General features: G+C 40.4%; 24 protein-coding genes and 1 pseudogene. 21 read left to right on the top strand and 4 right to left on the bottom strand.

Annotated elements, in window-relative coordinates:
• Positions 1-534 (top strand): group II intron maturase-specific domain-containing protein (locus tag SB775_RS11945; RefSeq protein WP_410861716.1); only part of this gene is annotated, 534 nt, incomplete at its 5' end.
• A gap of 307 nt (positions 535-841) precedes the next feature.
• On the opposite strand, the gene SB775_RS11950 is transcribed toward SB775_RS11945, so the two are convergent.
• Positions 842-1,693 (bottom strand): MurR/RpiR family transcriptional regulator, encoded by an 852-nt coding sequence (locus SB775_RS11950; protein ID WP_410861717.1) that lies wholly within the window; start codon positions 1,691-1,693, stop codon positions 842-844.
• Between the two features lie 221 nt (positions 1,694-1,914).
• Here SB775_RS11950 and SB775_RS11955 point away from each other — a divergent pair, with 221 nt between their 5' ends.
• The 7 genes from SB775_RS11955 (at position 1,915) to SB775_RS11985 (ending at position 7,412) form a co-directional block, all read left to right on the top strand.
• Entirely contained in the window at positions 1,915-2,325 is a 411-nt protein-coding gene (locus SB775_RS11955) for a PTS sugar transporter subunit IIA (RefSeq protein WP_089363485.1), read from the top strand.
• Positions 2,325-2,795 carry a PTS sugar transporter subunit IIB gene (locus SB775_RS11960; protein ID WP_410861718.1) on the top strand — a complete coding sequence of 157 codons (471 nt, stop codon included), beginning with the start codon at positions 2,325-2,327 and terminating at the stop codon, positions 2,793-2,795. The genes SB775_RS11955 and SB775_RS11960 overlap by 1 nt, the downstream gene beginning before the upstream one ends.
• A 39-nt stretch (positions 2,796-2,834) precedes the next feature.
• Complete coding sequence (locus tag SB775_RS11965) at positions 2,835-4,421, top strand: PTS system mannose/fructose/sorbose family transporter subunit IID (RefSeq protein WP_410861719.1); 1,587 nt, start codon at positions 2,835-2,837, stop codon at positions 4,419-4,421.
• A 9-nt stretch (positions 4,422-4,430) separates the two neighbouring features.
• The gene (locus tag SB775_RS11970) at positions 4,431-5,132 is read left to right on the top strand and encodes an N-acetylmannosamine-6-phosphate 2-epimerase (RefSeq protein WP_089363483.1); all 702 of its coding nucleotides are present in this window, start codon (positions 4,431-4,433) and stop codon (positions 5,130-5,132) included.
• A gap of 429 nt (positions 5,133-5,561) precedes the next feature.
• Positions 5,562-6,821: a Glu/Leu/Phe/Val family dehydrogenase gene (locus SB775_RS11975; protein WP_410861720.1), complete on the top strand. Its 1,260-nt coding sequence runs from the start codon at positions 5,562-5,564 to the stop codon at positions 6,819-6,821.
• Between the two features lie 34 nt (positions 6,822-6,855).
• Entirely contained in the window at positions 6,856-7,146 is a 291-nt protein-coding gene (locus tag SB775_RS11980) for an SAV0927 family protein (protein WP_061463788.1), read from the top strand.
• Between the two features lie 17 nt (positions 7,147-7,163).
• Entirely contained in the window at positions 7,164-7,412 is a 249-nt protein-coding gene (locus SB775_RS11985) for a biotin/lipoyl attachment domain-containing protein (protein ID WP_089363481.1), read from the top strand.
• Positions 7,413-7,487: 75 nt separating this feature from the next.
• Here SB775_RS11985 and SB775_RS11990 read toward each other — a convergent pair whose 3' ends face one another.
• Entirely contained in the window at positions 7,488-8,228 is a 741-nt protein-coding gene (locus tag SB775_RS11990) for an IclR family transcriptional regulator (protein WP_410861721.1), read from the bottom strand.
• Between the two features lie 177 nt (positions 8,229-8,405).
• On the opposite strand from SB775_RS11990, the gene SB775_RS11995 reads away from it, so the two are divergent.
• From SB775_RS11995 to SB775_RS12020, 6 genes are all read left to right on the top strand, one after another.
• Positions 8,406-9,281 carry a dimethylarginine dimethylaminohydrolase family protein gene (locus tag SB775_RS11995; protein ID WP_410861794.1) on the top strand — a complete coding sequence of 292 codons (876 nt, stop codon included), beginning with the start codon at positions 8,406-8,408 and terminating at the stop codon, positions 9,279-9,281.
• Positions 9,278-10,894: a M20/M25/M40 family metallo-hydrolase gene (locus SB775_RS12000; protein ID WP_410861722.1), complete on the top strand. Its 1,617-nt coding sequence runs from the start codon at positions 9,278-9,280 to the stop codon at positions 10,892-10,894. Before SB775_RS11995 ends, SB775_RS12000 begins: the two co-directional genes overlap by 4 nt.
• Before the next feature lie 321 nt (positions 10,895-11,215).
• Positions 11,216-11,977, top strand: a complete 762-nt coding sequence (locus tag SB775_RS12005; RefSeq protein WP_317777060.1) for a dimethylarginine dimethylaminohydrolase family protein — start codon at positions 11,216-11,218, stop codon at positions 11,975-11,977.
• Between the two features lie 51 nt (positions 11,978-12,028).
• Positions 12,029-13,444, top strand: coding sequence for an amino acid permease (locus tag SB775_RS12010; protein WP_089363474.1), 1,416 nt, complete (start codon positions 12,029-12,031; stop codon positions 13,442-13,444).
• Between the two features lie 232 nt (positions 13,445-13,676).
• Positions 13,677-14,150: an SRPBCC domain-containing protein gene (locus SB775_RS12015; protein ID WP_410861723.1), complete on the top strand. Its 474-nt coding sequence runs from the start codon at positions 13,677-13,679 to the stop codon at positions 14,148-14,150.
• 161 nt (positions 14,151-14,311) lie between these two features.
• Positions 14,312-14,650, top strand: coding sequence for a VOC family protein (locus SB775_RS12020; protein ID WP_061463771.1), 339 nt, complete (start codon positions 14,312-14,314; stop codon positions 14,648-14,650).
• A 233-nt stretch (positions 14,651-14,883) separates the two neighbouring features.
• Here SB775_RS12020 and SB775_RS12025 read toward each other — a convergent pair whose 3' ends face one another.
• The gene (locus SB775_RS12025; protein WP_410861724.1) at positions 14,884-16,716 is read right to left on the bottom strand and encodes a sigma 54-interacting transcriptional regulator; all 1,833 of its coding nucleotides are present in this window, start codon (positions 16,714-16,716) and stop codon (positions 14,884-14,886) included.
• Between the two features lie 185 nt (positions 16,717-16,901).
• Here SB775_RS12025 and SB775_RS12030 point away from each other — a divergent pair, with 185 nt between their 5' ends.
• From SB775_RS12030 to SB775_RS12060, 7 genes and pseudogenes are all read left to right on the top strand, one after another.
• Positions 16,902-17,105 carry a hypothetical protein gene (locus tag SB775_RS12030; protein ID WP_410861725.1) on the top strand — a complete coding sequence of 68 codons (204 nt, stop codon included), beginning with the start codon at positions 16,902-16,904 and terminating at the stop codon, positions 17,103-17,105.
• An 85-nt stretch (positions 17,106-17,190) separates the two neighbouring features.
• Positions 17,191-18,603, top strand: coding sequence for a purine-cytosine permease family protein (locus SB775_RS12035; RefSeq protein ID WP_410861726.1), 1,413 nt, complete (start codon positions 17,191-17,193; stop codon positions 18,601-18,603).
• Between the two features lie 47 nt (positions 18,604-18,650).
• Positions 18,651-19,640 carry a heme-dependent oxidative N-demethylase family protein gene (locus SB775_RS12040; protein WP_410861727.1) on the top strand — a complete coding sequence of 330 codons (990 nt, stop codon included), beginning with the start codon at positions 18,651-18,653 and terminating at the stop codon, positions 19,638-19,640.
• Between the two features lie 11 nt (positions 19,641-19,651).
• A complete protein-coding gene (locus SB775_RS12045; protein ID WP_410861728.1) occupies positions 19,652-20,170 on the top strand; it encodes a hypothetical protein in 519 nt (172 codons plus the stop codon).
• Between the two features lie 5 nt (positions 20,171-20,175).
• Positions 20,176-21,141, top strand: coding sequence for a PDR/VanB family oxidoreductase (locus SB775_RS12050; protein WP_410861729.1), 966 nt, complete (start codon positions 20,176-20,178; stop codon positions 21,139-21,141).
• 49 nt (positions 21,142-21,190) lie between these two features.
• Positions 21,191-22,684: an aldehyde dehydrogenase family protein gene (locus tag SB775_RS12055; RefSeq protein ID WP_410861730.1), complete on the top strand. Its 1,494-nt coding sequence runs from the start codon at positions 21,191-21,193 to the stop codon at positions 22,682-22,684.
• Between the two features lie 388 nt (positions 22,685-23,072).
• A pseudogene (locus SB775_RS12060) lies at positions 23,073-24,353 on the top strand (IS1182 family transposase).
• Positions 24,354-24,767: 414 nt separating this feature from the next.
• Here the strand turns inward: SB775_RS12060 and anmK are convergent.
• Positions 24,768-25,940: an anhydro-N-acetylmuramic acid kinase AnmK gene (gene anmK, locus SB775_RS12065; protein WP_410861731.1), complete on the bottom strand. Its 1,173-nt coding sequence runs from the start codon at positions 25,938-25,940 to the stop codon at positions 24,768-24,770.
• Positions 25,941-26,090: the final 150 nt, after the last annotated feature.

The following is a 26,090-nucleotide window of genomic DNA, read 5'->3' on the forward strand; positions in this document are numbered from 1 at the left end:
TTCATTGAAAATAAACTGAAGCTAAAGGTCAACTACGAGAAGTCGAAGTATGATCGCCCTTGGAACAGAACGTTTCTCGGTTTTAGTTTCACGAAGTCAAAGAAGAACCCGAAGGTTCTACTGGCTAAACAAACGGTGAAGAGGGTAAAGAAACGAATCAGGGAAATGACCTCGAGAAAATTACCGATACCCATGGAACTCCGAATAAATAAGTTAAAGCAATACCTTAGAGGTTGGATGGGGTATTTCGCCCTCATTGATACTCCGAACGTATTGAAGAATTTAGATTCATGGATTCGAAGAAGACTCAGAATGTGCCTATGGAAGCAATGGAAATTACCAAGAACGAGGGTGAGGAAACTCAAAGGATTAGGCGTCCCATTTGGAAAAGCATATGAATGGGGAAATAGCAGAAAGGGTTATTGGCGCATAGCGCATAGTCCTATTCTAGACAAAACCCTTAATAATGTTTATTGGCTCCATCATGGGTTAGTAAATCTATATGAACGATATACAAAACTACGTCAGACTTAAACTGAACCGCCGTATACCGAACGGTACGTACGGTGGTGTGAGAGGTCGGAGGCTAGGCGCCTCCTCCTACTCGATTACTATTTGTATTTATTTTTTCCATATGCAAATGGATGCTTATCAATGAATTCATATGTCTGGAAGAGTGTATCTTTAACCATGATTGCAGCGGCTAGTAACAACCAGCAATAGTGTTCAAAGCGGTCACCAAATATTAGTAGGGTGATAGATAGGGAGAATGTCGGACGACTGAATATTCTTGTTTACATGACGTTCTAAAATTAGCAATACAAGGGTGAGTTTGTCCTGGCTATCTTCTAAGACGAAGAATCTCTTCACGTGCTTTTTGATAATTATCTATGGTTTGTTTATCGATTCGATGAAAAACACTTAAGAATAGAGCATCAACCATGTTAAGTTGCAAGATTCTAGATGCTATACTGCCGATTCGGTGATCATGTTCGATGTCAGGAAAACAAAGTTGTATACTAGCTATTTTCAATAAAGGAGACTTTGTATAAGCGGTTATTGCCAATACTGGTACGTTTATCTTTTTTGCATATGAAGCCATCTCCAATACATCTTTAGTTTTTCCGGATGTGGAAAAAAGGACTAATGCATCTTCTGATGTGAAATTGGAAACATAGGAAATCACTGTATGAAAGTCAGTGTTCATTCCTGTAGTAACGCCAAGTTTAGCAAATTTATTACTGGCATCTAATGCAGCTGTAGAGGAGCCCCCGACACCAAAAAAAGCAATTTTCTTTGCCAGGCTTAAGCATTCTACTGCTTTTTCAAACTCTTTTTTGTTCAGAGTTTGTCCTAAAGAGTCTAAAGCAAATTTATTGCTCATTGTTACTTTTTGGAAAAGCTGATAGGGAGTATCATTTTCCCGTAATAAAGAAAGATCATTAATGTTGGCATTATTTGAACTCATTTCTTTCACCAATGTATGTTGAAAGGTTTTAAAACTTTCTATACCCATTCTTTTGCAAAAACGGACAACACTGGCTTGGGAAACATTAGCGTTGATTGATATTTCTTGAATCGTGTAAGTTTGCACCAAATCTGCATGGTCCAATATATATTTGGCTACTTGCCGTTCAGCACGTGATAAGGAATCGGCTTTTTCTTTGATTTTTTGTAATAAAGTTGAGCTCATAGTATGTCCCCTTTATTAAAGATTTTAATAACTGCATGAAAACTTCTTATTGTTTCATTTATATCATAAATGAAATGTTTTTTGCACATTTAGCAAAAAAAAATACCAATTATGAAATTTTATTTCTTATTTTTTTAATTAAACCTTGATTTATTAATTCTTTTTTAATAAGATAAGTCTATGAAAATATTCAAAAAATTCTGTTATCTGGAGGGGATAGTTTGAATCGGGCCATTTTACTTGTAAGTCATGGGAATTTAGCTTCGACTATGAAAGAAAGTGTAGAGCTTATAGCAGGGATACAGCAGCAACTCTTTGCATTGAGTATGGATGACCAAGTAACGTTAGATTCATTTTCAAGAGAACTAGAAGCAGCAGTCAATCAATTGTTGGATCGGTACAAAGAAATAATCATTCTGGCAGATATTAAGGGGGGAACCCCATGCAATGCAGCTACACTTCAAGTGTTGAAAAATAGCCGGGTACAAGTAATCGCTGGTTTCCATTTAGGTTTAGTTATTGAATCTTGCCTTTCACCTGTAAGTCCCAAAGAGCTTTTGGATAATACTTCCCGGAGTATTTGCCATATAAACTCTACAGTTAACCCCATAAATATTAAGGAGGAATTGTAATGAGCATCGTTGTAACCCGTATCGATGAACGCCTTATACATGGGCAAGTTGCTTATTCATGGAGTGTTGCTTATCAAGTCACAGAATTTATTGTAATTGATGATGGCGTCGCAAACGACCCGACGCAACTTTTGTTACTTAGCATGGCAGTCCCTTCAGGAAAAAGACATGCTATCCTATCTGTCGAAGATGCAGTGAAATATTTAGATGAGCAGTCAGATCTGGAAAAAACATTTATCGTAGTAAAAAGCCCTCGAGTCCTTTTATCTCTCATTGAAAAAGGGATCAATCTACCTTCAATAAATGTAGGTGGCATGTATTATAAAGAAGGAAAACAGGAAATTAGTAAAACCGTCTTTATGGATGAAGAAGATAAAGCTGTTTTTCTCAAGATTAGAGATCACGGAATCCCTTGTGAAATCAGGACCTCGCCTAATGATAAATCTATTAATTTATTTACCAAGATTTAGAAGTCGGAAAGGTAGTCAAAGTTAAAAGGAGGAGGAAAAGTGGAAATTGAATTAATATCAGCGATTTTGTTAAGTGGTTTTGTTGCAGTTCTCATGACCGAAAATTATGGGTATGGATATTGGATGATTAGCCGTCCCATTTTTGCTGGGCCATTATTGGGACTAATAATGGGAGACCTACAAACCGGATTAATTGTAGGGGCCAGTGTGGAATTGATGTTTATGGGTGTGTTACCGATTGGAGGCAGCGTTCCTCCTAATGCACAAATTGCTGGTCTAATAGGGACTATTTTTGCGATTAGCGCTGGGGGTAAGCCTGAAGTTGGAATTGCACTGGCATTACCAATCGGTATTTTAGCGCAACTTTTAATCATGCTAGCTTGGAATTTTAATATTTATCTAGTGCATCGGGCAGACAATGCTTTACAGGAACTTAATCTAAAAAGGGCAGAACGGCTACACCTTTCTGGAATAATCGTTTTTTTTACAGTTATGTTCATTCCCACTTTTTTAGCCATTTATTTTGGTAGTGGATTTGTAAATAATCTTGTAGACTTATTGCCTTCTTGGTTTATGGAAGGATTAAAGCTTACTGCAGGAATTCTACCTGCAATAGGGATGGCCATGCTCCTAAAAATGATGAACCTCAAGAAGTTTTGGTCATTTTTCCTAATTGGATTTGTTCTGGCAGTCTACTTGGAACAGAATGTACTTTCAATAGCCTTGTTGGGTCTTGGTATCGCGATTAGCATTTCAGCAGTGGGAACGAAAGGAAATGATAGTGAAATTTCCCGTCATTCCTCCCGGCAGCGAGAAGCTAAAACGACGATCCTGACAAGGAAAGATTTAATAAAAACATTCTTACGTTCTTTCTTCAGTATGACGTCTATAAATTATGAGCGTTATGGTAGTTTAGGATTCTGCTATGCGATATTGCCGGCACTCAAAAAACTCTATCCAAATAATCAGGATTTAAAAGAATCAGTTGTTCGTCATAATGAGTTTTTTAACTGCCATCCATATACTTCTAATGCCATCATAGGTGTTGCTCTTGCACTTGAAGAACAACGTGCGCTAGGAAACCCTATCACCTCAGAAACAATTTCTTCTACGAAAGCCGCATTGATGGGACCACTCTCTGGAATTGGTGATTCTGTTTTTAAAGCAACTTTTATGACTATTTTTGCAGCAATCGGCGCTGGTTTGGCGTTGGATGGAAATTTACTTGGACCCATTATATTTATCGTACCAAACGTCTTGCTAAATATTTTCTCTCGTTACTACGGCATTGTCTATGGGTACCAGTTTGGGATAAGCCTAATTCTAAAAATGAAAGACTCTGATATTCTAAATAAGTTTGTTCAGGGAGCTACCATCGTAGGATTAATGGTAACAGGATCTATGGTAGTTAATTTTGTTAAAGTAAGCGTGGCTGCTAAATGGAACTTTGGAGGCAAAGAAATAAATTTGCAAGAACTTCTTGATTCAATCTTACCTGGGCTTTTGCCCCTCCTCTTAACACTTGGTTTCTTATGGGCATTGTTTAAATATCAAAAGGCTATCTACTGGTTAATCTTACTTTCCTTTATTATAGGATTAGTTGGTAAATTCTTAGGAATTCTTTAGGTGGTAATTATGGATGAAAAAAACGTATTGGAAGCCATTAAGAATGGATTGATAGTGTCGTGCCAGGCTAGAATAGGATGGCCGATGTATGGGGCGGATATCATGGGCGCATTAAGCAAGGCTGCAGAAAAAGGAGGCGCCGTTGGTATTAGGGCTACCGGGCCTGAAAATATTAAAGCAATTAAAAAGGTAACAAAATTGCCTGTATTAGGTATTCACAAACAATGGATAGAAGAATGTGAAGTTTATATTACTCCTACCTATGAAAGTGCAACAAGCATCATTGAGGCTGGAGCGTCTATAGTAGCTTTAGATGGGACTCAACGAAAGCGCCCTCATGGAGAAACGCTAGAAAGTATCATAGGAAAAATCCATAGTGAGCATCCAAATATTTTAGTGATGGCAGATTGTGCGACTTTTGAAGAGGGACTAATCGCAGAAAAATTCGGTGCTGATATAGTAGCGACCACATTGTGTGGGTATACAGAGGAAACAAAATACGTGAAGGAGGTTGATTATGACCTTATTCGACAACTCTCTTCTGCCTTAAAAATCCCCATCATCGCTGAAGGGCATATTCATACTAAAGATCATGCTAGAAAAGCTATTGAAAGTGGTGCTTTTGCTGTCGTGGTAGGAACGGCCATTACTCGCCCTGAAATTATCACAAAAAGGTTTGTAGATGAGTTAAACCTGTTGGCTGAAAAATAGAAGTTTCAATATAATATATTTTGAGTATTTAAGTTTAACAGTCGGTTCCTGACTGACTGCCTTTTGATTAGTCGGTACCATCGCCTGGCATCTGCTACATAAAAATCAACGACTCTTTATCAAAAAAGAGCACCCAATGAATGTTTTTACATTTATCGGGTGCTCTTTTGGGTTTTGTTGGAATAAGGAGAAATCGACGTGTATGGGTTTTTCATTATCAGGAATGAGGTATTTAATCATCATTTTTAACATATGCAAACCTGAATTGCTTATGAATTAATACATATGCTTAATGATTGAATGTGTGGTGTTGATGATTGCAAATGGCGGTCTATTGCTATACACACTATATCCTCAAAGCTGGCATGAAAATTGCTTAATAAAGTTATAAGAATAAAAGTGAGGTGCAAAATGACAGGAGAAATTAAGATGATTGAAAAACGTCAATTGGATAATCCACTGCAAGAATTCCAGGATATTTTAAAAGAAGCCATTCAAGTTTTGGACTATCCAGATCTGGTTTTTGATTTTTTAAAAGCACCAATGCGTTTTCTTGAAGTATGTATTTCTATTCAAATGGATACTGGGGAGACAAGGATGTTTCAAGGATATCGGGCCCAACATAATGATGCTGCCGGTCCAACGAAAGGGGGGATTCGTTTTCACCCGGATGTCACTCCTGAAGAAGTTAAGGCATTGGCAGGTTGGATGAGTTTGAAATGCGGAATAACGGATCTCCCATATGGAGGGGCAAAGGGTGGCATTGTGTGTGATCCCAGACAGATGAGTTCATCAGAGCTAGAACGATTAAGCCGAGGGTATGTCAGGGCGGTCAGTCAAATAGTGGGACCTACAAAGGATATTCCGGCACCGGATATGTATACGAATTCTCAAATCATGGCCTGGATGCTAGATGAATACGATCACATCAGGGAATTCGATTCACCCGGCTTTATTACAGGAAAACCACTCACATTAGGTGGATCGAAGGGCAGGGAAAAGGCTACTTCCAAGGGAGTATTATATACACTTCAAATGATAATTGATTTAAAGGGGATTCCGATTGAAGGCATGCGGGTAATCATTCAGGGTTTCGGGAATGTCGGCAGTCATTTAGCTATGTATTTATATGAAATGGGGGCTAAGGTTGTCGGTATAGCAGATGAGCTTGGAGGTTTATATGACCCGAATGGCTTAGACGTTGCTTACCTTTTGGAGAACAGGGACTCTTTTGGGGTCATTTCGAATTTATACAAAGATACATTATCCAATCAAGAATTATTGGAAAAAGAGTGTGATGTGCTGATTCCCGCAGCTATTAGCGGGGTGATAAATAAAGATAATGCAAAACGATTAAAATGTGAAATTGTGATCGAAGCAGCAAATGGGCCGACAACAAAAGAAGCAATCAAGATTCTAGATGAAAAAGGCATAGTGCTAGTCCCGGATATTTTGGCGAATTCAGGAGGGGTGATAGTCTCGTATTTTGAATGGTGCCAGAACAACCAAGGTTATTACTGGACGGAAGAGCTTGTGGATGAACGATTGAAGGAAAAGATAACAGCCAGCTTTTTGAATGTCTATCATACTTCCCAAAAATATTCCGTGAACATGAAAGTAGCTGCATATATCGAAGGGATTCGTAAAATAGCAGAAGCATCCCGGCTTCGGGGGTGGGTCAGGTTCTAATGGAATTGGGGCTTACAAGAAAGGAGGCTATCCTTTGAATTTTGATATTCTATCCGAAAATAAAGAAAACCAGGCCATTCATCATTATTGCTTATTGTCACAAGATTATAGATATGATGTGACCATTGTATATTCGGCCCAATTTTTAGGTAAAGCAATGGTGACTTCCATTCAAAGCGGAAGAATGATCCTGTTGTGTGCCAATGATATTAATTTAGATCAGTACTGGGCACCGACCCTTGGAATTGAACAAGAAGATATACCGGACTTCCAAGACTTTCTCAAGTTAGTTCTACAATCTCCATTTCATTTTGAAGAATACTGAAGGAAGGAATGATGTAAATGTACGTTGATGTGATTCTTAGCCCTTGTGATGGCTCGGTTGAAAAAATTTCAATATCCAAAAATTCCAGATTCTACGAATGGGAACCGTTATTTCAGATAAAGAAGGCAGATGGAGGTGTGGAAATCATTGATATTGGTGTCAGCGGAGAGGTGGAGTCATTGGAGGTAATGGAGGGGGAACCAGTTGTGGCTGGAGAGGTCCTCGCCTATTTTAAAGAAGATTCATTCGTGACAGGCAGCGATTAATTTAAAACGAAAAAGAAGATGAAATGATTCATCTTCTTTTTCCGCTTATCCGTTTATCCTCCGCAGCACCTTTATTCATTGACCCCTATATCCCAATTTTGACGAAACCCGATTGCCAGTTTCCACCACATTCTCAATGAGGAACTCAAGTCTATCTTCTGTCAGGTTAAAGCTCACAAAACCAATGCTCACTGCCCCGTGCACTTCCCCAAAATGGTTCAGTATCGGAACGGCTACAGAGCATGTTCCTTCTGTCCGTTCGCTGTGACTGATTCCATATCCCTTCTTTTTAGTCTCTTGCAATATATCCCAAAAAGCTGCTCTTTCTTGAATAGGCAAAAGAGCATCTACGATTTTTTTAGCTTGATTATATGGCATATAGGCGAGCATCACTTTATTAGCAGCTCCAATATGCATAGGTACTCGTGAGCCAAGCTGGTCAAAAACCCGGATTTGGCTTTTTTCACTGTCGATTCGTTCGATAACGAGTGACTCCATACCGATTGGCTGGCTAAGATACACGCTTTCCTCCACTTTGTTCATCAGCCTTTCTAGTTCAGGCCTAATTTGACTGATGTAATCCATTTTGTCATACATACGCAAACCATTTTCGAGCCAAATATTCCCTAAACCATATTGTTTAGATTGTCCATCCTGTTGAATTAATCCATGCTTGGACATTGCTTTTAATAATCGATGCATGGAACTGACAGGAAGCTCACATTCTTGAGAAAGTTCCGTAATTGATAGCCAGTTTTCCGATGAATTGGAAACTAGCACTTTTATAACGTTCATGGCACGGTCAATCGATTGCATAAACAAACCACCTATCTTTCATTACAAGTTGAATAAAACTTTGATTTATTTGAATATTTAAAACATATTGACATTATACCAAATTTAATTTTATAATAAAAGAAAAAATTCCTATTAGCGGAAACGTTTTCCGTTGTGCGGAAAAAGGAGGGGGAGGCAGTGACATTTTGTTCGTCTATGTTCAAACCATTGGAACGTGTCATTGTAAAACATCCGAAAGAAGCTTTTATTAGTCAAGAGCATTTAAGCCAAGCATGGCAGAACTTCAACTTTGCGGAAGAGCCAGATTTCAACGAAGCCCTAACAGAGTATGGTGAATTTATTTCCATTTTGGAGAAATATGTTCCAAACATCGATTATTTGCCAGCATCTTCGCTAGTCGGCATTGACTCCTTATATGCCCATGATCCGGTCAAATTCACAAGCCAAGGAGCGATTATTTTAAAGTCCGGAAAAGAATTGAGGCAGCCTGAAGCTGATGTATATAAGGAATATTGTCTAGAAAAGAAAATCCCGATTATTGGGTATTTAACGGGTGAAGCGGTCGCGGATGGCGGTGATATCATTTGGCTTGATGATAAGACGCTTGTTGTCGGACATGGTTATCGTACAAACGCTGAAGCCATTCGGCAATTAAAAGAAATGACCACTCATCTAGTGGATGAATTCATCGTAGTTCAGCTACCGCATGATCAAGGTGAGGCGGAGTGTCTCCACCTTATGTCTTTCATCAGCATGGTCGACCATGATTTAGCGGTAGTTCATTCTCGGCTTATGCCAGTCTTTTTCAGAAAACTGCTTATTGAACGAGGCATTCAGCTTATCGAAGTGCCGGATGATGAGTATGTGAACTTAGGCTGCAATGTGCTTGCCATTGCTCCGCGGGTTTGTGTGATTTCTTCTGGTAACGCTTACACAAAGCAAAAGCTTCTTGATGAAGGAGCGACAGTTTATGAATATAAAGGGACAGAAATCAGTTACAAAGGCACTGGCGGTCCAACCTGTTTAACCTGTCCGGTGGTTCGTACAAATATTGAAGGGGGATTGGAATGAGTCAATTACTATGGGGTACTCCAGAAACGCTCCGTACCTTGTTATGTGAACTTGTTAGCTGGGAGAGCCGTACTCTTACATTAGGGGAACGGATGTTTCCGTATAAGCTGCAAGATAAATTGAGGGAGCTTGATTATTTTAAAAGGAATCCGGAGCACTTATCACTTCATGAAGCTGATTTAGGGAGAAATTTTGTCACTGCCTTCTATAAACATCCTGCAGCAAAGGAGACCGTTGTATTAATTAGCCACTTTGATACGGTTCATACTGAAGAATATGGTGATCTTGAGACTCTCGCTTTTCAACCGGAGGAGCTCACGAAAAAACTTCATGACAGGAAAGATGAACTACCGGAAGAAGCGCGCATTGATCTTGAATCGGGAAAGTACCTGTTTGGTAGAGGAACGATGGATATGAAAATGGGGCTTGCCCTTCATATGGCCATCATCGAAAAGGCAAGCAGTGAACAATGGCCGATCAATCTCCTGCTGTTAACGGTCCCTGATGAGGAAGTGAATTCTGCGGGTATGAGGGCTGCGGTTAAAGAACTTGTGACTTTACGCGATAAATATGACCTATCCTATAAAATGTTTTTTAATAGTGAACCGTCCTTTTCACAGAAACCGGGTGATAATAGACATTATATTTATTCCGGAACTTTGGGGAAAATCATGCCGGCTGCCCTTTTTTATGGGAAGGAAACTCATGTGGGTGAGCCATTAAAAGGCATGACGGCTAACTTTATAGCCTCGTTCCTCACGCAGCTCATGGAGTGGAACACTCTTTTTCTGGAAAGTGATCTTGGCGAGGAAACACCTTTACCCGTATCGCTTCAGCAAAAAGATCTAAAACTGCAATATTCAACACAGACACCTTATCGGGCAGCCGCGCTTTATAATGTGTTCATTATGAAAAGAACAGCTGCAGAAGTAATGGATCTATTCGAGCAAGTTGCAAACGAAGCAGCGATGAAATGCAATGAATCTTATAAAGAGCTTTGTCTGCGTGAACAAATCGAAGGTGTGGGCGAAGTGAAAGTATTGCGCTACGAAAAGTTACTTTCATATGCCAAGGGCAAATTTGGCGTGAATTTTGTTGAGCAAATAAAGAGTGATGTTAAAGAAAACATGGATTTGGATGAGCGGGAAAAATCAGTGCGGATCGCCGAAAAATTGATGATACAATGTCAGGAGCTTTCACCCGCCATTGTATTGCTGTTCGCACCGCCATATTATCCAGCCGTAAATACGTCCGCTGATCCGCTTATTATGGAATCTGTGAAATTAATGAAGGAAACTGCCAGCATGCTTGATGAAGAAGTCAGCCAAATTCATTATTTTAATGGCCTTTGCGATTTAAGCTATGTTCAATATAGTGATGAGTCTGATGGCTGGACGGCTTTTGAAAAAAATACACCAGTCTGGGGCGATACTTACAGCATTCCTTTTGCTGATATGCAAAAACTTCAGGCACCCGTACTTAATGTGGGTCCGTTCGGCAAGGATGCACACCAGCGTACTGAGCGCCTTCACATCGATAGCGCCTTCGTCCATACGCCAGTTATGCTGGAGAGGTTAATAAAGAGTATGTTTAAGTGTTTGGTTGAAAAGTGAGAGAGGGGATTCTGCACATCTGCAGGAAAAACCAGAAGATATCAGCTCATAAAGTATTAAACTTTAACTGGGGGCCTACTATGAATAACCAGCCTGAAGGTCAAATCACTTCCGAGCCGCTTAATCAAAAAAAAAGCCACTTAACCAACTGACGGAGTTACCGGAAAAAGGGATAAATCCTTTTGTCTTAATGTTCATCGTAATTGTAATAGTGACAGTTTTAACCTACAACTTACAGAAATTTCATTTAAAGCAGGGGAGTTGAAACTATTAATTTCCCACATTTTAAAAAGATAAGCTACTTATTTAGGAGGAATATATATGTTTAAACACGCGATTGTAAGGAAGATTGGAAAGAGCTTTGTAAATGGCTTAACAACATCGGATTTAGGAAACCCGGATTATGAAAAAGCGCTTGTACAGCACGAGGCTTATGTAGAAGCATTAAAACGCTGCGGTGTGAAAGTGACCGTTCTCGAAACGGATGAAAGATACCCTGATTCTACGTTTGTAGAAGATACTGCCGTGTTGACGCCAAAATGTGCCCTTGTAACCAATCCTGGTGCAGAAAGCCGGAATGGTGAGATTGATGAAATGAAAGAAGTTTTAAAGGACTTTTATGACACAATCGAATATATTCAATCTCCAGGTATGTTAGATGGCGGAGATGTCATGCAAGTTGAAGATCACTTCTATGTTGGCCTATCAACTAGAACAAATGAAGCAGGTGCTCTGCAATTCAAAGATATTATGGGTAAGTATGGTTATGATACGTCCATCATTCCCCTTAAGGAATTCTTTCATTTAAAAACGGGTGTCAATTACCTTGGAGACAATAATTTATTAGTGGCTGGGGAATTCATTAATCACGAGGCTTTTTCTGGCTTCAATCAAATAACCGTAAAACAGGAAGAAGGATATTCGGGTAACTGCGTCCGAATGAACGACTGCGTTATTGTCCCGAAAGGATTTGAAGGAACAAAGAAAAAAATTGAAGAGTTGGGATACACAGTGATTGAAGTGGAAATGTCAGAATTTCAAAAACAAGATGGCGGCCTTAGTTGTCTCTCATTGAGGTTCTAAGATGGTTTGGAAGAAGAACTAGGCTAATAGATAAGATAAGGACGTGATTTTATGGGGTATGGACTGGAAAATAATGATCAGCTGCAACGCTCAATGAAAAGACGCCATTTATTTATGCTCTCACTTGGCGGCGTTATTGGTACAGGGCTTTTTTTAAATGCTGGATATACAATTAACCAAGCGGGGGCCGGAGGGGCCCTGCTTGGTTATCTTGCCGGCGGTCTTATTTTGTATATGGTGATGGTCTGCCTTGGCGAGCTAGCCGTTCATATGCCGGTAACAGGTTCATTCCAAAAATATGCTGCCGAATATATTGGGCCTTCCGCTGGTTTTTCGCTAGGATGGATGTATTTCGTCGGTTCAGCCGCAACTGCGGGAGTTGAGTTTACGGCAGCAGGAATATTGATGAAACAATGGTTCCCCCATAGTCCCACCTGGATTTGGTGTGCTGTGTTCATTGTGCTTTTATTTACATTGAATGCATTAACGACAAGAGGTTTTGCAGAGGCGGAATATTGGTTTGCCGGAATAAAAATCGTTGCAGTGATTTTGTTTATCGTGATTGGCATCGCTGGCATCTTTGGTTTTGTCTCTTTATCTGATCGTCCAACCCCATTCTTTGAGAATCTAGCTCCTTCTGGTCTTTTTCCAGCAGGGGGCATTACAATTATCTTTGTGACAATGATGAATGTAATTTTTTCTTATCAAGGCTCTGAACTGATAGGAATAGCAGCAGGGGAAAGTGAAAAACCTGAAGAGAACATTCCTAAAGCCATTCGAAATGTACTTTTTAGAATCATTGTTTTTTACATTGCGTCCATTATTATCCTTTCTGCTATATTCCCTTCTTCTGAATTAGGCTTAATGGAAAGTCCTTTTGTAACTTTGATGAAGATAGCGGGGGTTCCTTATGCAGCAGGCATCATGAATTTCATTATTTTAACGGCTATTCTTTCTGTGGGGAATTCATGTCTTTATGCATCTACACGCTTGCTTTGGTCGATGGCCCATGATGGAATGGCACCTAAGATATTTGGTATTTTGTCCAATAGGAAAGTGCCATTGAATGCCCTTCTATTTACCATATCTTTTTCACTTCTATCGTTATTAACCAGCTTCATTGCTGCTGATACTGTGTTCGTGATACTCATGTCAATCGCGGGGATATCCGTCACGATCTCATGGATGGGAATTGCTTTATCGCAATACATGTTTCGAAGGAAATTTATAAAAGCAGGTGGGAAAATGGAAGAATTACAATACAAAGTGCCCTTTTATCCATTTGTCCCATTATTTTGTCTAGGCTTTTGCTTGCTGATTCTAGTATTCCTTGCCTTTGATCCTACTCAACGAGTTGGACTGATTTATGGAATAGGATTTTTGGTAGCCTGTATATTATTCTATAAATTTAAATTGGCTAAGAAAGTAGAGTCAAACACTAACTTTGAAAATGAAAAAATATTGTAATAAAGTTCTATAAGATTGCCCGTTCGTATTAAAAGGTTAGCCAGTTTATTTTACTGGTTGACCTTTTTATCTTTTAGTTACGGTCACTTGGATGATTATTACTGAATCGGAAGGAAAATACATACATTGTGACGAAGTAGAAGGAATATCTTAATAAAAAAGCAGAAGGAGGAATGCCAGATAACAAAGTGACTAACAACATCACAACGAGCTTAGAGGGCGGGATCTCGTCATGGAACGTATATTTGACGGGCCGCGGGACCGTGTTTTTAAAGCGTTTTCGAATTCTGAACGATTGGCTAGCTGGTGGGGACCGAGTGGGTGGCAAACGGAAAATCGGGAGTTTAATTTTAAGCCTGACGGCGTATGGCATTATTGCATGCGATGCACAGATGAAAAACAAGGTGAATTTTATGGCCAAGAATCTTGGGGGAAAGCTGTTTATCAAGAAATAATCGTACCGGAGAAGATTGTCTACACGGACATATTTGCAGGTGAAGAAGGCAACTCAGCCGGTGGTATGCCTGTTGCACTGGTAACGATGACGTTTGTTGAAAACGGGGGTTATACAAAACTTATCATAAGTTCTCGATTCGCTTCAGTCGAGGGACTTCAGCAATTGATGGGATTGGGTGTAGTCCAAGGATGCGCCTCACAATTTTATCGCCTCGATGACCTTCTTGAAAGGCTTCAGCAGATAGGGTAACAAGTAAAGGTGCTATTTAACAGCTTCAGTCATATAAGAAATGCGATTCTTACTTAAGCAGGATCGCTTTTTCTTAAGCTGCTAAGGGCAGTGAAGCATGTGGAAAATTAACTTTTTTTACTGCGTGACGGAAAAGAATATAATAAAATAGGGGGGAAAGAATGAAGATCAATCACATAAATTTAACAGTTAATGATGTTGCAGCATCAAGGGAGTTTTTAGAAAGGTACTTTGGATTGACATGTGCAGGAAGTCGTGGAGATGGGTTTGCTGCAATGAGAGATGATGATGGATCCATATTGACACTAATGAAAGGAAGCGATGTACAATACCCCAAGACCTTTCATGTTGGATTCATACAAGAAAATGAAGAACAAGTTAACAGGATCAATCAGCGATTGAAAGATGATGGATTCATGGTAAAACCTCCAAAACACTTACACGGATATACTTTCTATGTAGAAGCGCCTGGAGGATTTAACGTTGAAGTACTGTGTTAACGACTTACCTGGAAAGAACAGGATTTAATATTCCCTACATAAGCGTGGTCAATATCGAAAAATCAGTTGGGTCTAGAAATTGGCTGGCGTTAATGCCATTTTAAATCCTTTATGACATTCATGTATGAAAAAGCTGACTGCAAAAGCCCGTTCAAGACGGCTCATGACATCAGCTTTTCTTTTTTTTACCCTAGTCTCCAACCGGTTTGATAATGTATGGCTGCATCCTGAAATCAAACATGTATATTAAGCTGCTTACGGAGACGTTGCATTTCCGAATTGAAATAGGCTTTACTGTAATCACATCCAACAATAGCAACGATATTGCCGTCATCATCAATAATTGGCGCAAAGCTTGTTTTCCACTCACCGTATCTGTCTTCGTATATGGGAGTAACACCCGCTTTACCATTAAAAGCCTGGTAAGCGACATTAACCATCTCCGGGGGACCAATATATTCTTCCCCCGGTTCAATGACAAAGCCTTTGTCTGCAACGAGGTGAATCAGACGTCCATCCTCCGTCATGATAAATATAAAGACCCATTCAATTACGCCTTCCTTTTCTTGAATCATGGTAAGTTTTTGTTTTAATTTCTGGGAATAGGAAGTTTGCCGGTTCATATTTTTTTGTAGACTGATAACCTCTTCAGCTGGAATGATAGCTGCGGTTACAGCGGCAACGGAACGAAGCCGTTGATTTATTTGTTCTTCTAAAATGGCCCGTTTATTCACTGGTGAAAAGCTTGCTTCTTCAATTTTATTACGTAATTTTTTATATTTCCTGCTCATCGTCGGCTGACTGACTTCCAACACCTTTGCCGCTAGTTTTAATGATTTGTATTGTTCCATTGCCATGTTGATCAATTGTTCCTCCACAAGGTCGACTGCTTCTTGCAAGGGCATCAGAAAATCGATAACAGGTATTGAAGTGGGCTTGGGCCCTTTAAAAGGAAGGACCTCTTTAACCAAAGCAACATCCACTTCCGGCATTCCGCTTGTAACCACAAGCCTCTCAACTGTATTTTCAAGTTCGCGCACGTTACCGGGCCATTGATAGATACATAGTAAGTCGATTGCATCCGGGGCGAAAGCTACCTTTCGTTTGTACAGTGTATTGTACTTTTGTAAAAAAAATTGAACTAGATGAGGTATTTCATCTACACGATTCCTAAGCGGCGGAAGGTGGATAGGTACGACATGAAGACGATAATATAAGTCTTCTCGAAATTCACCTTTTTTCACCATTTTTTCGAGCGATTTATTTGTTGCGGCAATCACTTGAATATCAACAGGGTGTGAGGTCGTACTTCCAATTGGTGTAACAACGCGTTCCTGAAGGACGCGAAGCAGTTTTACCTGTACGTTAAGAGGTAACTCGCCCACTTCATCCAAGAATAAGATACCCTTATGGGCCAGTGTGAATTTTCCTTTGGCTCCGTCTTTCCTGGCGCTGGTAAAAGCCCCCTCTACGTAGCCAAACAGTTCGCTTTCAATCAAGTTTTCCGGGATGGCCCCGCAATTGACAGGTATAAATGGAAAGTCCCTTCTGTTACCCATATTATGTATAGCCCTGGCAGCTATTTCCTTTCCTACACCGGATTCCCCCAATAAAAGTACAGTTGCGCTGACATCACAAACCATTTGCATTTTATGCAGAACATCAAGCATGGGTTTACTGCGGATCACAAATGGAAAAGATGGCTTCTTCGATTCCAAGAAGGGTCCCGATTGAGTCCTTGATGCATCTGGATAAGAGTCTTTAATTTCTTTGTAGGCCCAGACCCATTCGCCAGATTCAATCGGGTATGCCGTCATCAGCATCTCCGGACCCTGCCATGAGGACTGCATGAAAGATCTTTTTTCATTTTTGCCCATTACCTCTTCTGCCAAGCTTGTAGAAAATAAATCTTGTTCAACATCCTTGATGGAACCGCCGACATTAGCGGATTTGACTGTATGAAATAAGGAATTCCCTGTTCCGGTTGATTTCAGTATTGTGCCATTTTTATCTGTCACAATAAGCTGATCGTAAATAGACAAGAGTGCAGAGGTGAAGTGATCCATTATGTCTACCTGCCTTTCATTTAACTTCCTAGTTTTTATATTACAGAAATTTCACAATTGTTCAATAGTTTCAAGAATGAATATTCTTCCTATTGGGAACCCCTGTTAGCAAAGTGTTTCTGGTTGGCATGGTTATTGCAATAAAGTAAAGAGAAGGGACTAATGCAAAGGAGGGAGAAGCTATTTTGAATAAAGAGAATCAGTTCCAGCAGAATATCAATTCTGAAGATCCCTTTATTAAAAATCTATATTCAGATTTGAATGAGCGGATCAATGCGTATGAACAGGAAGATGCCGTGAAAATCGACAAAATGAAATGGAAGGATGCGACAGGTTCTATTTTTCTCATGATTTTAATCATCTCTTACTTGGTCTATACATTTTTCTAAAGTAGTTTTGTTTAGCTCACCCAAAACAAATACAGTCTAGTTTCCAAGCGATACAATCATTATTTTATAGTTGGGAGAGAAGCGAGTGAGTAAAGAGAATTCCTCCATTTCAAAGGATGTGGCCTTTGGCTTTTTACCGGCAAGTAAAAGTGATCGGATTTTTAACCTTCGGGATTTAATTTTAGTACAGGTTGTTATTGGCCTCTCATCTTTTGGGCTGTTAACTGGTGGATACACAGGTACAATGCTTGATGCGAAGCAGTCACTTGCAGCGATTTTATTCGGTAACGCCTTCCCTATGCTGTTGATTGTTCCCATTACCCTTTATTTTGCGCGGTATGGCATAGATACTTTTGTAGGGTTTCGAAGTTCACTGGGGTATCTAGGATCCAATATCTTTTTCTTTGTTTTTCTTATTCTGACTCTCGGCTACATTTCCATTGCGCTTTTCATGTCCGGCCAGGCGTTAGCAGAGGCTGCTAATTGGATGGGGATGCCCGCCATTTTCTCAAGCCAAGCAACTGGAGCGCCGTTTTTCTCGATTTTACTCTTCATCTGTGCATTCCTTGTAACGGTGAGGGGACCGATAGCGATTCAAAAATATACCGCAGTAGCCGTTCCGGTATTTATGGTTCTCATGTTTGGCCTTCTTGCAATAGTATTGTTTGGCAAGGGTTTCACTAACGTTGCTCATATACTTCCTTCCGAGCCATTTGAATCGAATTCTCGTTCATTCGCGACAGCCCTGGAATTAAATATCGGTCTCGGCTTCTCATGGCTTCCATACCTTGGGCAATACAGCCGTTTATCTAAAACAGAAGGAGGAGCATTTAAAGCAGGATTCTACAGCTATGGAATCATCGTATGTATCGCTGCTTTAGTTGGGGCCCTTGCTGCATTAGTCGCTGGTTCACTTAATCCTTCTGACTGGATGTTTTCCATCGCAGGAAGTTGGGGCGGATTCATTGGCTTGATTTTACTTTCGGTTGGGAATGTTGGTGCAGCCATTTTCCTTATGTACTCACAAGCTGTCAGCTTTAAAACTGTATTCCCGAAAAAGTCATGGATGGTTGCGATGGGAACAACCGTACCGGCTATATTCTTACTTCTAAGCTCGACGTTCTACGATGCATTTGGTTCATTCATTGCTGTCATTTCCTTTATTATGGCTATTCTTGGCGGCATTGCCGTTGCAGATTACTTTTTTGTAAAGCGCCAACGCATTTCTATAAGGGATTTGTATGACACACAAGGCTCTTATACTTATTGGAAAGGCATCAACCCGTCGGCCGTTCTCACGGTGGTCATTGGAACGATCGTTTACTGGGCACTCTATAATCCATTGACTTTTGAAGCAAGTGACTTTTTCCTTCATACAGCTGCCGGAATTCCAACATACTTCGTCGCTTTAGTCACCTACTATGTTTCATCTAAATACATTTTCCGTTTTGAAGTTGACATGGAGCGTCCATCCGTTGAATTAAAGGAAGCTAAATAGATAAAAACTCACTTTAAAAAAACTAGGGAACGAGAGGAGATTGTTCAATGTTTACACAAAGTTTAGATTTCAAAACAACTGATTTAGATACATTCCCATTTCCATTCACTTCAGGTAACTATCGTTATTCAAACGATTTGAAAAGACTCTCAAACATTAACTGTATTGAAGTTACACCAGAATACAGACTCCAAGTGGAAACGAAGCGCCGTCTCCTTCAAGAACAGCCGCATATAAGGTTTCAATCTTTTTCACACACAATGGAAATGCAATGGGAAGTGTTGGAAATGCTCATCGACATGGCAGCTGATCGCTATCCGGAGCATTTCGAGGTCATTAAAGATGGAGACAACTGGACTTTCAAGAACCACATTTTCGGGGAATCCGATTCTTTCGTTTATGGCGATGCGACCACGCTTCCAAATGAGCCGCTGGATTATATAGGCCGCCATTTCCACAATGATTTTGTCTTAATGGTTCATCGCGATAGTAATTTCTATTTGGAAGTGGGGCAAGTTTCATACGCCGCACTCTTCTCAGCTAACTGGAATAAAGGCATGTCCTTTGATGAGATCCATGCACCCGTTCCATTTGTATCGCGGAAAGGCGATGAACTGGCAGATCGCGTTCGTAAGTTTTTATTATCCATTGAGCCTGGAAAGCCATGGACGCGCATCAACTGGAACCTGATGGCGGACCGTTGGGATGTCAACTATGAAACGATGGATGTCTGGGGACCGCAACGTTCTGAGATAACACCGGAAAATGCAGGTAAACTAGTACGTTTGCGTGTTGAAGAACAAAAATTTTATAACATGCCGCGAAGCAACGCCATTCTTTTCGTATTGAATACACAGTTCCTGCCACTGGAGGATTTGACATTGCGCCAGGAGTGGTTTGATCTGACATATAGCGTACTGCAGGATATTCCGGAACCTATGGCTGAATATAAAGGAATTGCCCCTTTTCTTCCGCAATCGGTCGAATATTTGAAGCGTATTGATGAAAAACAAAAAGCGAATCTAAACAAAAAGTAGGAGGATAGGGCATGTACAATAGTCCAGTATTGTTTGATAAATCCATTACGATCGTAAATCAATTTACTCCTCGGAATGAACGAAGAAAGTTTGTCATCATTTCTGATCAAGCTGGATATGAAAAGGCGAAACGTTTCACTTCTGAAATCGCAGGAACAGTGCCTGTTGAATGTCTTTCCATTAATGGAATGGAAGATAAAGAGGAGATTAAGAGATTCATCTTGGCACAAAAGATGGGCACCCAATTTTATATTGCGGCTGCATGGAACAATGCCGTAATGATCTTCTCGCTCGGGGTGAAAGCTGGCCTATCTGAAGCTGAGATCCAGACGGTGATTATCGGGCCTAAACGGCGGTACGTATATTGCATGAAATGTTTTGAAGTGTCGGAAGTCGAAGAAGAAGCAAAGATTGCAGAATGTGACCATTGCAGTGCAAGTCTTGAAATAGGACCTTTTTATTCTATAGTACGGGAAGGTTATATTGGTTACCCATTCATCCTAATCGGAAAAGAAGACGTAGGGAGCTGATCGTCATGCGGGTAGTAGGAAATATTCAAATGAAAGTAAACAAGATCATTCAAGAAACTCCATTCGTAAAACAATTCGAGTTGACACCAGTTGATGGAAAACCATTGCCTGCTTTTACAGGCGGTTCGCATTTGACCACATTCATGCCGGCCGGGGATACGATATTCGAGAGAGAATACTCCCTTATCAGCAACCCAAGGGACCGTATAAAATATGCCATTTCCATTCGGCGAGATGGGGCGTCACGTGGAGGCTCCGCTTTCTGGCATGATCATGTACAGTTAGATTCCAGGCTGGAAGTCAGTTTCCCTAAAAACAACTTCCCTCTCAGCTTTCGAGCAAAGCATCATGCCTTTTATGCAGCTGGAATCGGCATCACCCCATTTCTGGCAATGATGGAAGACATGGCTGCCGAAGGGCAAACCTTCGAACTCCATTATGCAGCACGCACACCGGAGTTATGTGCTTTTTATGATTTGTTAAAAGCCAAGTATCCTGATCAATGTACCTTTTATTTTTCGCAGGCAGAAGACAAACACAGAATGATGCCTGAGACGATGATGGATCATCGCATTGGCACACATGTTTACTTTTGCGGACCTCTCGAGATGGTACAAGAGTATCGAAAAGCTGCCAGTTCATATGGTTATCCGGAACATGCGATTCACTTCGAATTATTTGGGACAAAAAATGATGGGCCTCAAGATCCTTTCATTGTCGACCTTACAGATAGCGATCGGACCATTCACGTTCATGAAGGTGAAACTCTGCTTGATGCGCTTTTAAGGGAAGGAATTGATGCACCTTATTCTTGTAAAGTAGGCGGGTGCGGAAGTTGTGAGGTAGATGTTGCGGAAGGTGAAGTGGTTCACCGGGATAACTTCCTTAGCGAAGAAAACCGTCAAACACGCAAGTCAATCTTGACATGCTGCTCACGTGCGAAGGACGGCAGACTTGTCTTAAAACTTTAAAGATACCGTATAGGTTAAATAAAAAAAATGAAAACCGGAGGCATAAAACATGACAATTTTAGAAACGGCAGTTTTAGAACTGAAAAATTACATCAACGGTAAATGGCAGTCTGCATCTTCAAATGAAGTAATCAAGGTAATTAATCCTGCAACACAGGAAGTCATTGCAAGGGCTCCGCGTGCCACAAAGGAAGATACAGAAAATGCAATCACAGTTGCGAAAGCAGCTTTCGAAAGTGGAATCTGGTCAGGCCTAACAGCACAGGAGCGTGCTTCCTACCTATATAAAATTGCGGATAAAATTGATGAACGTGCGGAAGAGTTAACGATTCTTGAAACAATGGACAACGGGAAACTTAAAGCAGAGGCGGGTTTCGATATTGCTGATGCCGCGACGTGTTTCCGTTACTACGCTGGCTTAATCCTTCATCCAGAAGGTGAAACTTACCAAGTTCCCGCTCCCGTGCAGGCGATGGTTGTTCGTGAGCCAGTAGGTGTAGCCGGTTTAATTGTACCTTGGAATTTCCCTCTTTTAATGAGTGTCTGGAAAATCGCACCGGCACTTGCGGCAGGTAACACCATTGTTTATAAACCGGCTGAATTGACACCTGTAACAGCAATGAAATTATTTGAAATCCTAGAGGAAGTAGGCATCCCTAAAGGTGTGGCAAATATGGTGATGGGCCGCGGCACTGTTGTCGGTCAAACAATTGCAGAAAGCAAGGACGTTGACATTGTTTCATTTACGGGAAGTACGGATGTTGGCCGCTCTATCATGAAAGCGGCCGCGGGCAACTTAAAGAAAATTTCCCTTGAGCTTGGCGGTAAATCACCTAACATCGTTTTTGCAGATGCAGATTTAGAAACAGCCGTCGATTACGGATTATTTGGCATCTTCTTCGGTGCCGGCCAAGTATGTTCATCAGGTAGCCGCATTCTAGTTGAAGAAAGTATTTATGATGAATATGTAAAACAGTATGTGGAACGCGCAAATAAAATCAAAGTAGGACCTGGCCTTGCAGAGGACAGCAACATGGGGGCAATTGTCAGTGAAGCGCAGATGAATAGCATTTTGAACTATATTGAAATTGGCAAACAGGAAGGTGCGACACTAGCAGCAGGCGGTTACCGTCTTGTTGATGAAGGCCTTGACAAAGGATACTTCATTTCACCGACTGTCTTCACCGATGTAACACCTGACATGCGCATCGTACAAGAGGAAATCTTCGGACCAGTCGTTGTCATCCAAAAGTTTAAAGATGAAGAAGAAGCTATTAAACTTGCAAATGATACTGACTTCGGCCTTGCAGGCGGCGTCTTCACTAACAATGGCGCAAAAGGATTGCGCGTGATCAAGAAAGTACGGGCAGGCATCACTTGGGTAAATGATTATCATCCAACATATGTCGAGGCGCCATGGGGCGGTTACAAACAGAGCGGGATCGGACGCAGTTTAGGAAAATACGGCTTGGATGAATACCAGGAAATTAAACAAATCAACATTAATCTCGATGTAAAACCGGTCGGCTGGTTCCCAAATTAATCATATATCAGAGAGGAAGCAACCCTACTTTCTTTAATTAAACAAAAAAACCTAATCCAAATACGGATTAGGTCAGACTGTAGACAAACTCGATGAAAATCGAGTTTGTCTATTTTTTATGAGTTGTACAATTTGGCCGTTGATTTCTACTCCAGGCACTCGCTTTCCGCGGGCGGTCGGGGAGCCTCCTCGGCTTTCGCCTGCGGGGTCTCCCCTAGACGCGCTTTTCCCGCAGGAGTCTCGTACCTTCCGTTCCAATCAACTTTGTCTTATCTTTTAGGTAAACACTTTTGCCCTGAGTCGCTTTTGTTTTAAAATGGAAGTATTAAAACTTGAGGTGATGAGGATGCTTTCTAAACATGATTCTATTCAGCGAGATCAACTTTAAATGATTACGTTAGATCAACTGGAGGCTACCATTGACTTCACTTTCATTTATGACTTGGTGAAAGATATGTATTCAGAGGTAGGACGCCCAAGTATCTATCCAGTTATTTTAGTTAACTGACTTTCATTCAATATACCTTCGGTATTCGTTCCATGCGTAAAACGATTGAAGAAGTTGAAACGAATATGGCTTACCGTTGGTTCTTAGGCTATGGTTTCCATGATAAAGTACCTCCTACTCCACGTTCGGGAAAAATTATGAGCGACGCTTTAAAGATACAGACCTGTTTGAACAGATTTTCTATCGCATTTTAATGATAGCTGCTAATAAAAAGTTAATAAGTGCTGAACACGTTTTCGTGGATTCCACACATGTGAAAGCCAGTGCGAATAAACGGAAATTTGAAAAGAAAATCGTTCGTAAAGAAACACGAGCGTATCAAGGGCGTCTTCAAGAAGAAATCAATCAAGATCGTGAAAACCATGGAAAGAAGCCTTTTCCATCAGATAAATTTGATAAAGAAGAGACCAAAGAGATTAAAGAAAGTACAACGGATTCTGAGAGTGGCTACTATGTGAAAGATGAACGAACAAAACAGTTTGCCTATTCATTCCACGCGGCCGCAGACCGCAACGGTTTTGTATTGGGAACGATTGTAACACCTGGAAATATACATGACAGTCAGATCTTAGAGCCACTAGTTGAACAAGTGATTGAGAAAGTTGGAAAACCGGAAGCCGTTGCCGCAGATGCAGCTTATAAAACACCAGCGATTACAAGCTACCTATTAAACAAAGAAATCATACCAGCTTTTCCTTATACACGTCCTCGCACCAAAGAAGGATTTTTCTGCAAACAGGACTATGTATACGATGAACATTTTGTTACCTTTGTCCTTCGGGCGAAACTTTAAAGTATTCAACAACAAATAAAGAGGGCTATCGCGAGTACAAATCGCCAAAACAAATTTGTACAACATGCTCATTTTTATCTCAGTGTACAGAAAGCAAAGACTGTCAAAAAGTGGTGACACGGCATATTTGGCAAACACATGTGGAAGAGGCAGATCATCTGCGTCATCATCAAGATGTAAAACCTATATATGCAAAACGTAAAGAAACGATTGAGCGTGTATTCGCAGATGCAAAAGAAAAGCATGGTATGCGTTGGACTACTTTAAGGGGACTTAAAAAATTGTCGATGCAGGCGATGCTTACTTTCGCTGCCATTAATTTAAAGAAGATGGCCAATTGGACATGGCGAGGTCCAAAAATGGCCTAACATAGTGGGCTCGTAGAGCCCCAATCTCTTAACTTCAGGCAAAAATTCAAAGGGAATCTCAAAAAGGGGTTCGGAATTTTTTAATTCCGAACCCCTTTTGTCTACAAACTGACCTAATCCAAATACGGATTAGGTTTTTTCATACTGCCGAGAAACTTTTATAGCCCTAAAAAGGAATGTAAAGATGTTGTTTCTTAAGCTAATAATTACCGAGAAAATGGATTTGAGCATATAAAACACCATTGGAATGTTGAACTACCCACCAATTATCGGCTTACGGTCTGAGTGAATTAGGTGATGCCTAAGAACATTAGACGGGGGCCATAGCTAGATACCGAGTAAAGTTATGACGAATTAAATGAAAAACCCCCCTAAGACATTTCTTGAGGGGAAGGGAGGCTTTTATCTAACTTATTATATACTTGTTTCCTTACCAATTCGATGTGAAGGAGGGAAGGTCATGTTGCCAAGGATGACATCGAAGTCAGCTCCGGTAGCCTTGGGAACGTTACTTGTATTACCATGGAAAGTCTCATTTGCAAGTAAAGCGAAGGCCACCGCTTCTTTCGCTTCAGAAGAGTATCCCAACTCTTCTTGAGTCAATACTTGTATATAATTTCCAAGAAGTGATTGAATCATATTTAATAACGTTTTGTTGTAGCTGCCACCGCCGCCAATAATCACTTCTTCAATATTGGTCTTTGGAAAGATGAAATTTCGATAGTTCTCCACAATGGACTTTGCTGTAAACATCGTTACAGTTGCTAAAATATCTTGACTAGGAAGTGATTCAAACATCTTTAATAGTTTTACTACATATTGCTTGCCAAACAATTCCCTGCCAGTTGATTTTGGCGGAGGGGTCATAATATAAGGATGACTGATACAATAAGATAAAAGTTCGTCATTAATTTTTCCTTGTTTAGCTATGTTACCAGCTTCATCATAGTTTATATTGAACAATTGGCGGCATACTTCATCAATGATCATATTCCCAGGCCCTGTATCAAAAGCATACATGTCATTAAGCGAAGCTTGCTTCGGTAAGACGGTTACATTTCCAATGCCCCCTATGTTTTGAAGTAATCTTCCCTTCCCTTCACTTCTATATAGAATGTATTCGGTAAAAGGAACAAGAGGAGCTCCTTGTCCACCAGCTGCCATGTCCATCGTACGAAAATTAGAGATTACAAGTGTGTTTGTATCGTGAGCAATTACTGCGGCTTCCCCAATTTGCAAAGTGGAGGGTATATAATTTTGTTCTTTTAAAGGCTGGTGGTAAATCGTTTGGCCATGGGATCCTATAAGATCCAGTTTATCAATTGGAAATCTAGCTTTATGACAAACTTCCTTCACCGCATTGGCAAATAATTTTCCTAATTTAAAATTCAAACTGCATATTAACTGCACATTGGATGTGTCCGCAGATAAAGACTGCATAATTTCTTTTTCAATATCTTTTGGAAAAGGGCATGTCATGAACTCAATCACTTCCAGTTCAGTCTCGAGTCCACTATTATCCACCCGAACAAGTGCGGCATCAATTCCATCCAATGATGTTCCGGACATTAATCCAACTATGTACATCATCATTCCACCTACTTCGATTCTTTTATAATCCTGATTTAGCATGAACAGTATATGATACTAAGATAAGACCATTTCTAACATATTGTTTAATATATATCTTACGTCCATTGTTCACTGACATGCGCCACTTGAACCGTAAAGCTATTT

The organism is Peribacillus sp. SIMBA_075, from assembly GCF_046534585.1.

What these genes read in the sequence shown, in the direction of transcription:
- SB775_RS12055 (WP_410861730.1), top strand. Translation starts at nt 21,191, where the DNA reads ATGACAATTTTAGAAACGGCAGTTTTAGAACTGAAAAATTACATCAAC.
- anmK (WP_410861731.1), bottom strand. Translation starts at nt 25,940, where the DNA reads ATGTACATAGTTGGATTAATGTCCGGAACATCATTGGATGGAATTGAT.
- SB775_RS11950 (WP_410861717.1), bottom strand. Translation starts at nt 1,693, where the DNA reads ATGAGCTCAACTTTATTACAAAAAATCAAAGAAAAAGCCGATTCCTTA.
- SB775_RS12010 (WP_089363474.1), top strand. Translation starts at nt 12,029, where the DNA reads ATGGGGTATGGACTGGAAAATAATGATCAGCTGCAACGCTCAATGAAA.
- SB775_RS12025 (WP_410861724.1), bottom strand. Translation starts at nt 16,716, where the DNA reads ATGGATCACTTCACCTCTGCACTCTTGTCTATTTACGATCAGCTTATT.
- SB775_RS11960 (WP_410861718.1), top strand. Translation starts at nt 2,325, where the DNA reads ATGAGCATCGTTGTAACCCGTATCGATGAACGCCTTATACATGGGCAA.
- SB775_RS11995 (WP_410861794.1), top strand. Translation starts at nt 8,406, where the DNA reads ATGTTCAAACCATTGGAACGTGTCATTGTAAAACATCCGAAAGAAGCT.
- SB775_RS12020 (WP_061463771.1), top strand. Translation starts at nt 14,312, where the DNA reads ATGAAGATCAATCACATAAATTTAACAGTTAATGATGTTGCAGCATCA.
- SB775_RS11970 (WP_089363483.1), top strand. Translation starts at nt 4,431, where the DNA reads ATGGATGAAAAAAACGTATTGGAAGCCATTAAGAATGGATTGATAGTG.
- SB775_RS11985 (WP_089363481.1), top strand. Translation starts at nt 7,164, where the DNA reads ATGTACGTTGATGTGATTCTTAGCCCTTGTGATGGCTCGGTTGAAAAA.
- SB775_RS11975 (WP_410861720.1), top strand. Translation starts at nt 5,562, where the DNA reads ATGATTGAAAAACGTCAATTGGATAATCCACTGCAAGAATTCCAGGAT.
- SB775_RS12045 (WP_410861728.1), top strand. Translation starts at nt 19,652, where the DNA reads ATGTACAATAGTCCAGTATTGTTTGATAAATCCATTACGATCGTAAAT.
- SB775_RS12040 (WP_410861727.1), top strand. Translation starts at nt 18,651, where the DNA reads ATGTTTACACAAAGTTTAGATTTCAAAACAACTGATTTAGATACATTC.
- SB775_RS12000 (WP_410861722.1), top strand. Translation starts at nt 9,278, where the DNA reads ATGAGTCAATTACTATGGGGTACTCCAGAAACGCTCCGTACCTTGTTA.
- SB775_RS12005 (WP_317777060.1), top strand. Translation starts at nt 11,216, where the DNA reads ATGTTTAAACACGCGATTGTAAGGAAGATTGGAAAGAGCTTTGTAAAT.
- SB775_RS11990 (WP_410861721.1), bottom strand. Translation starts at nt 8,228, where the DNA reads ATGCAATCGATTGACCGTGCCATGAACGTTATAAAAGTGCTAGTTTCC.
- SB775_RS12050 (WP_410861729.1), top strand. Translation starts at nt 20,176, where the DNA reads ATGCGGGTAGTAGGAAATATTCAAATGAAAGTAAACAAGATCATTCAA.
- SB775_RS12015 (WP_410861723.1), top strand. Translation starts at nt 13,677, where the DNA reads ATGGAACGTATATTTGACGGGCCGCGGGACCGTGTTTTTAAAGCGTTT.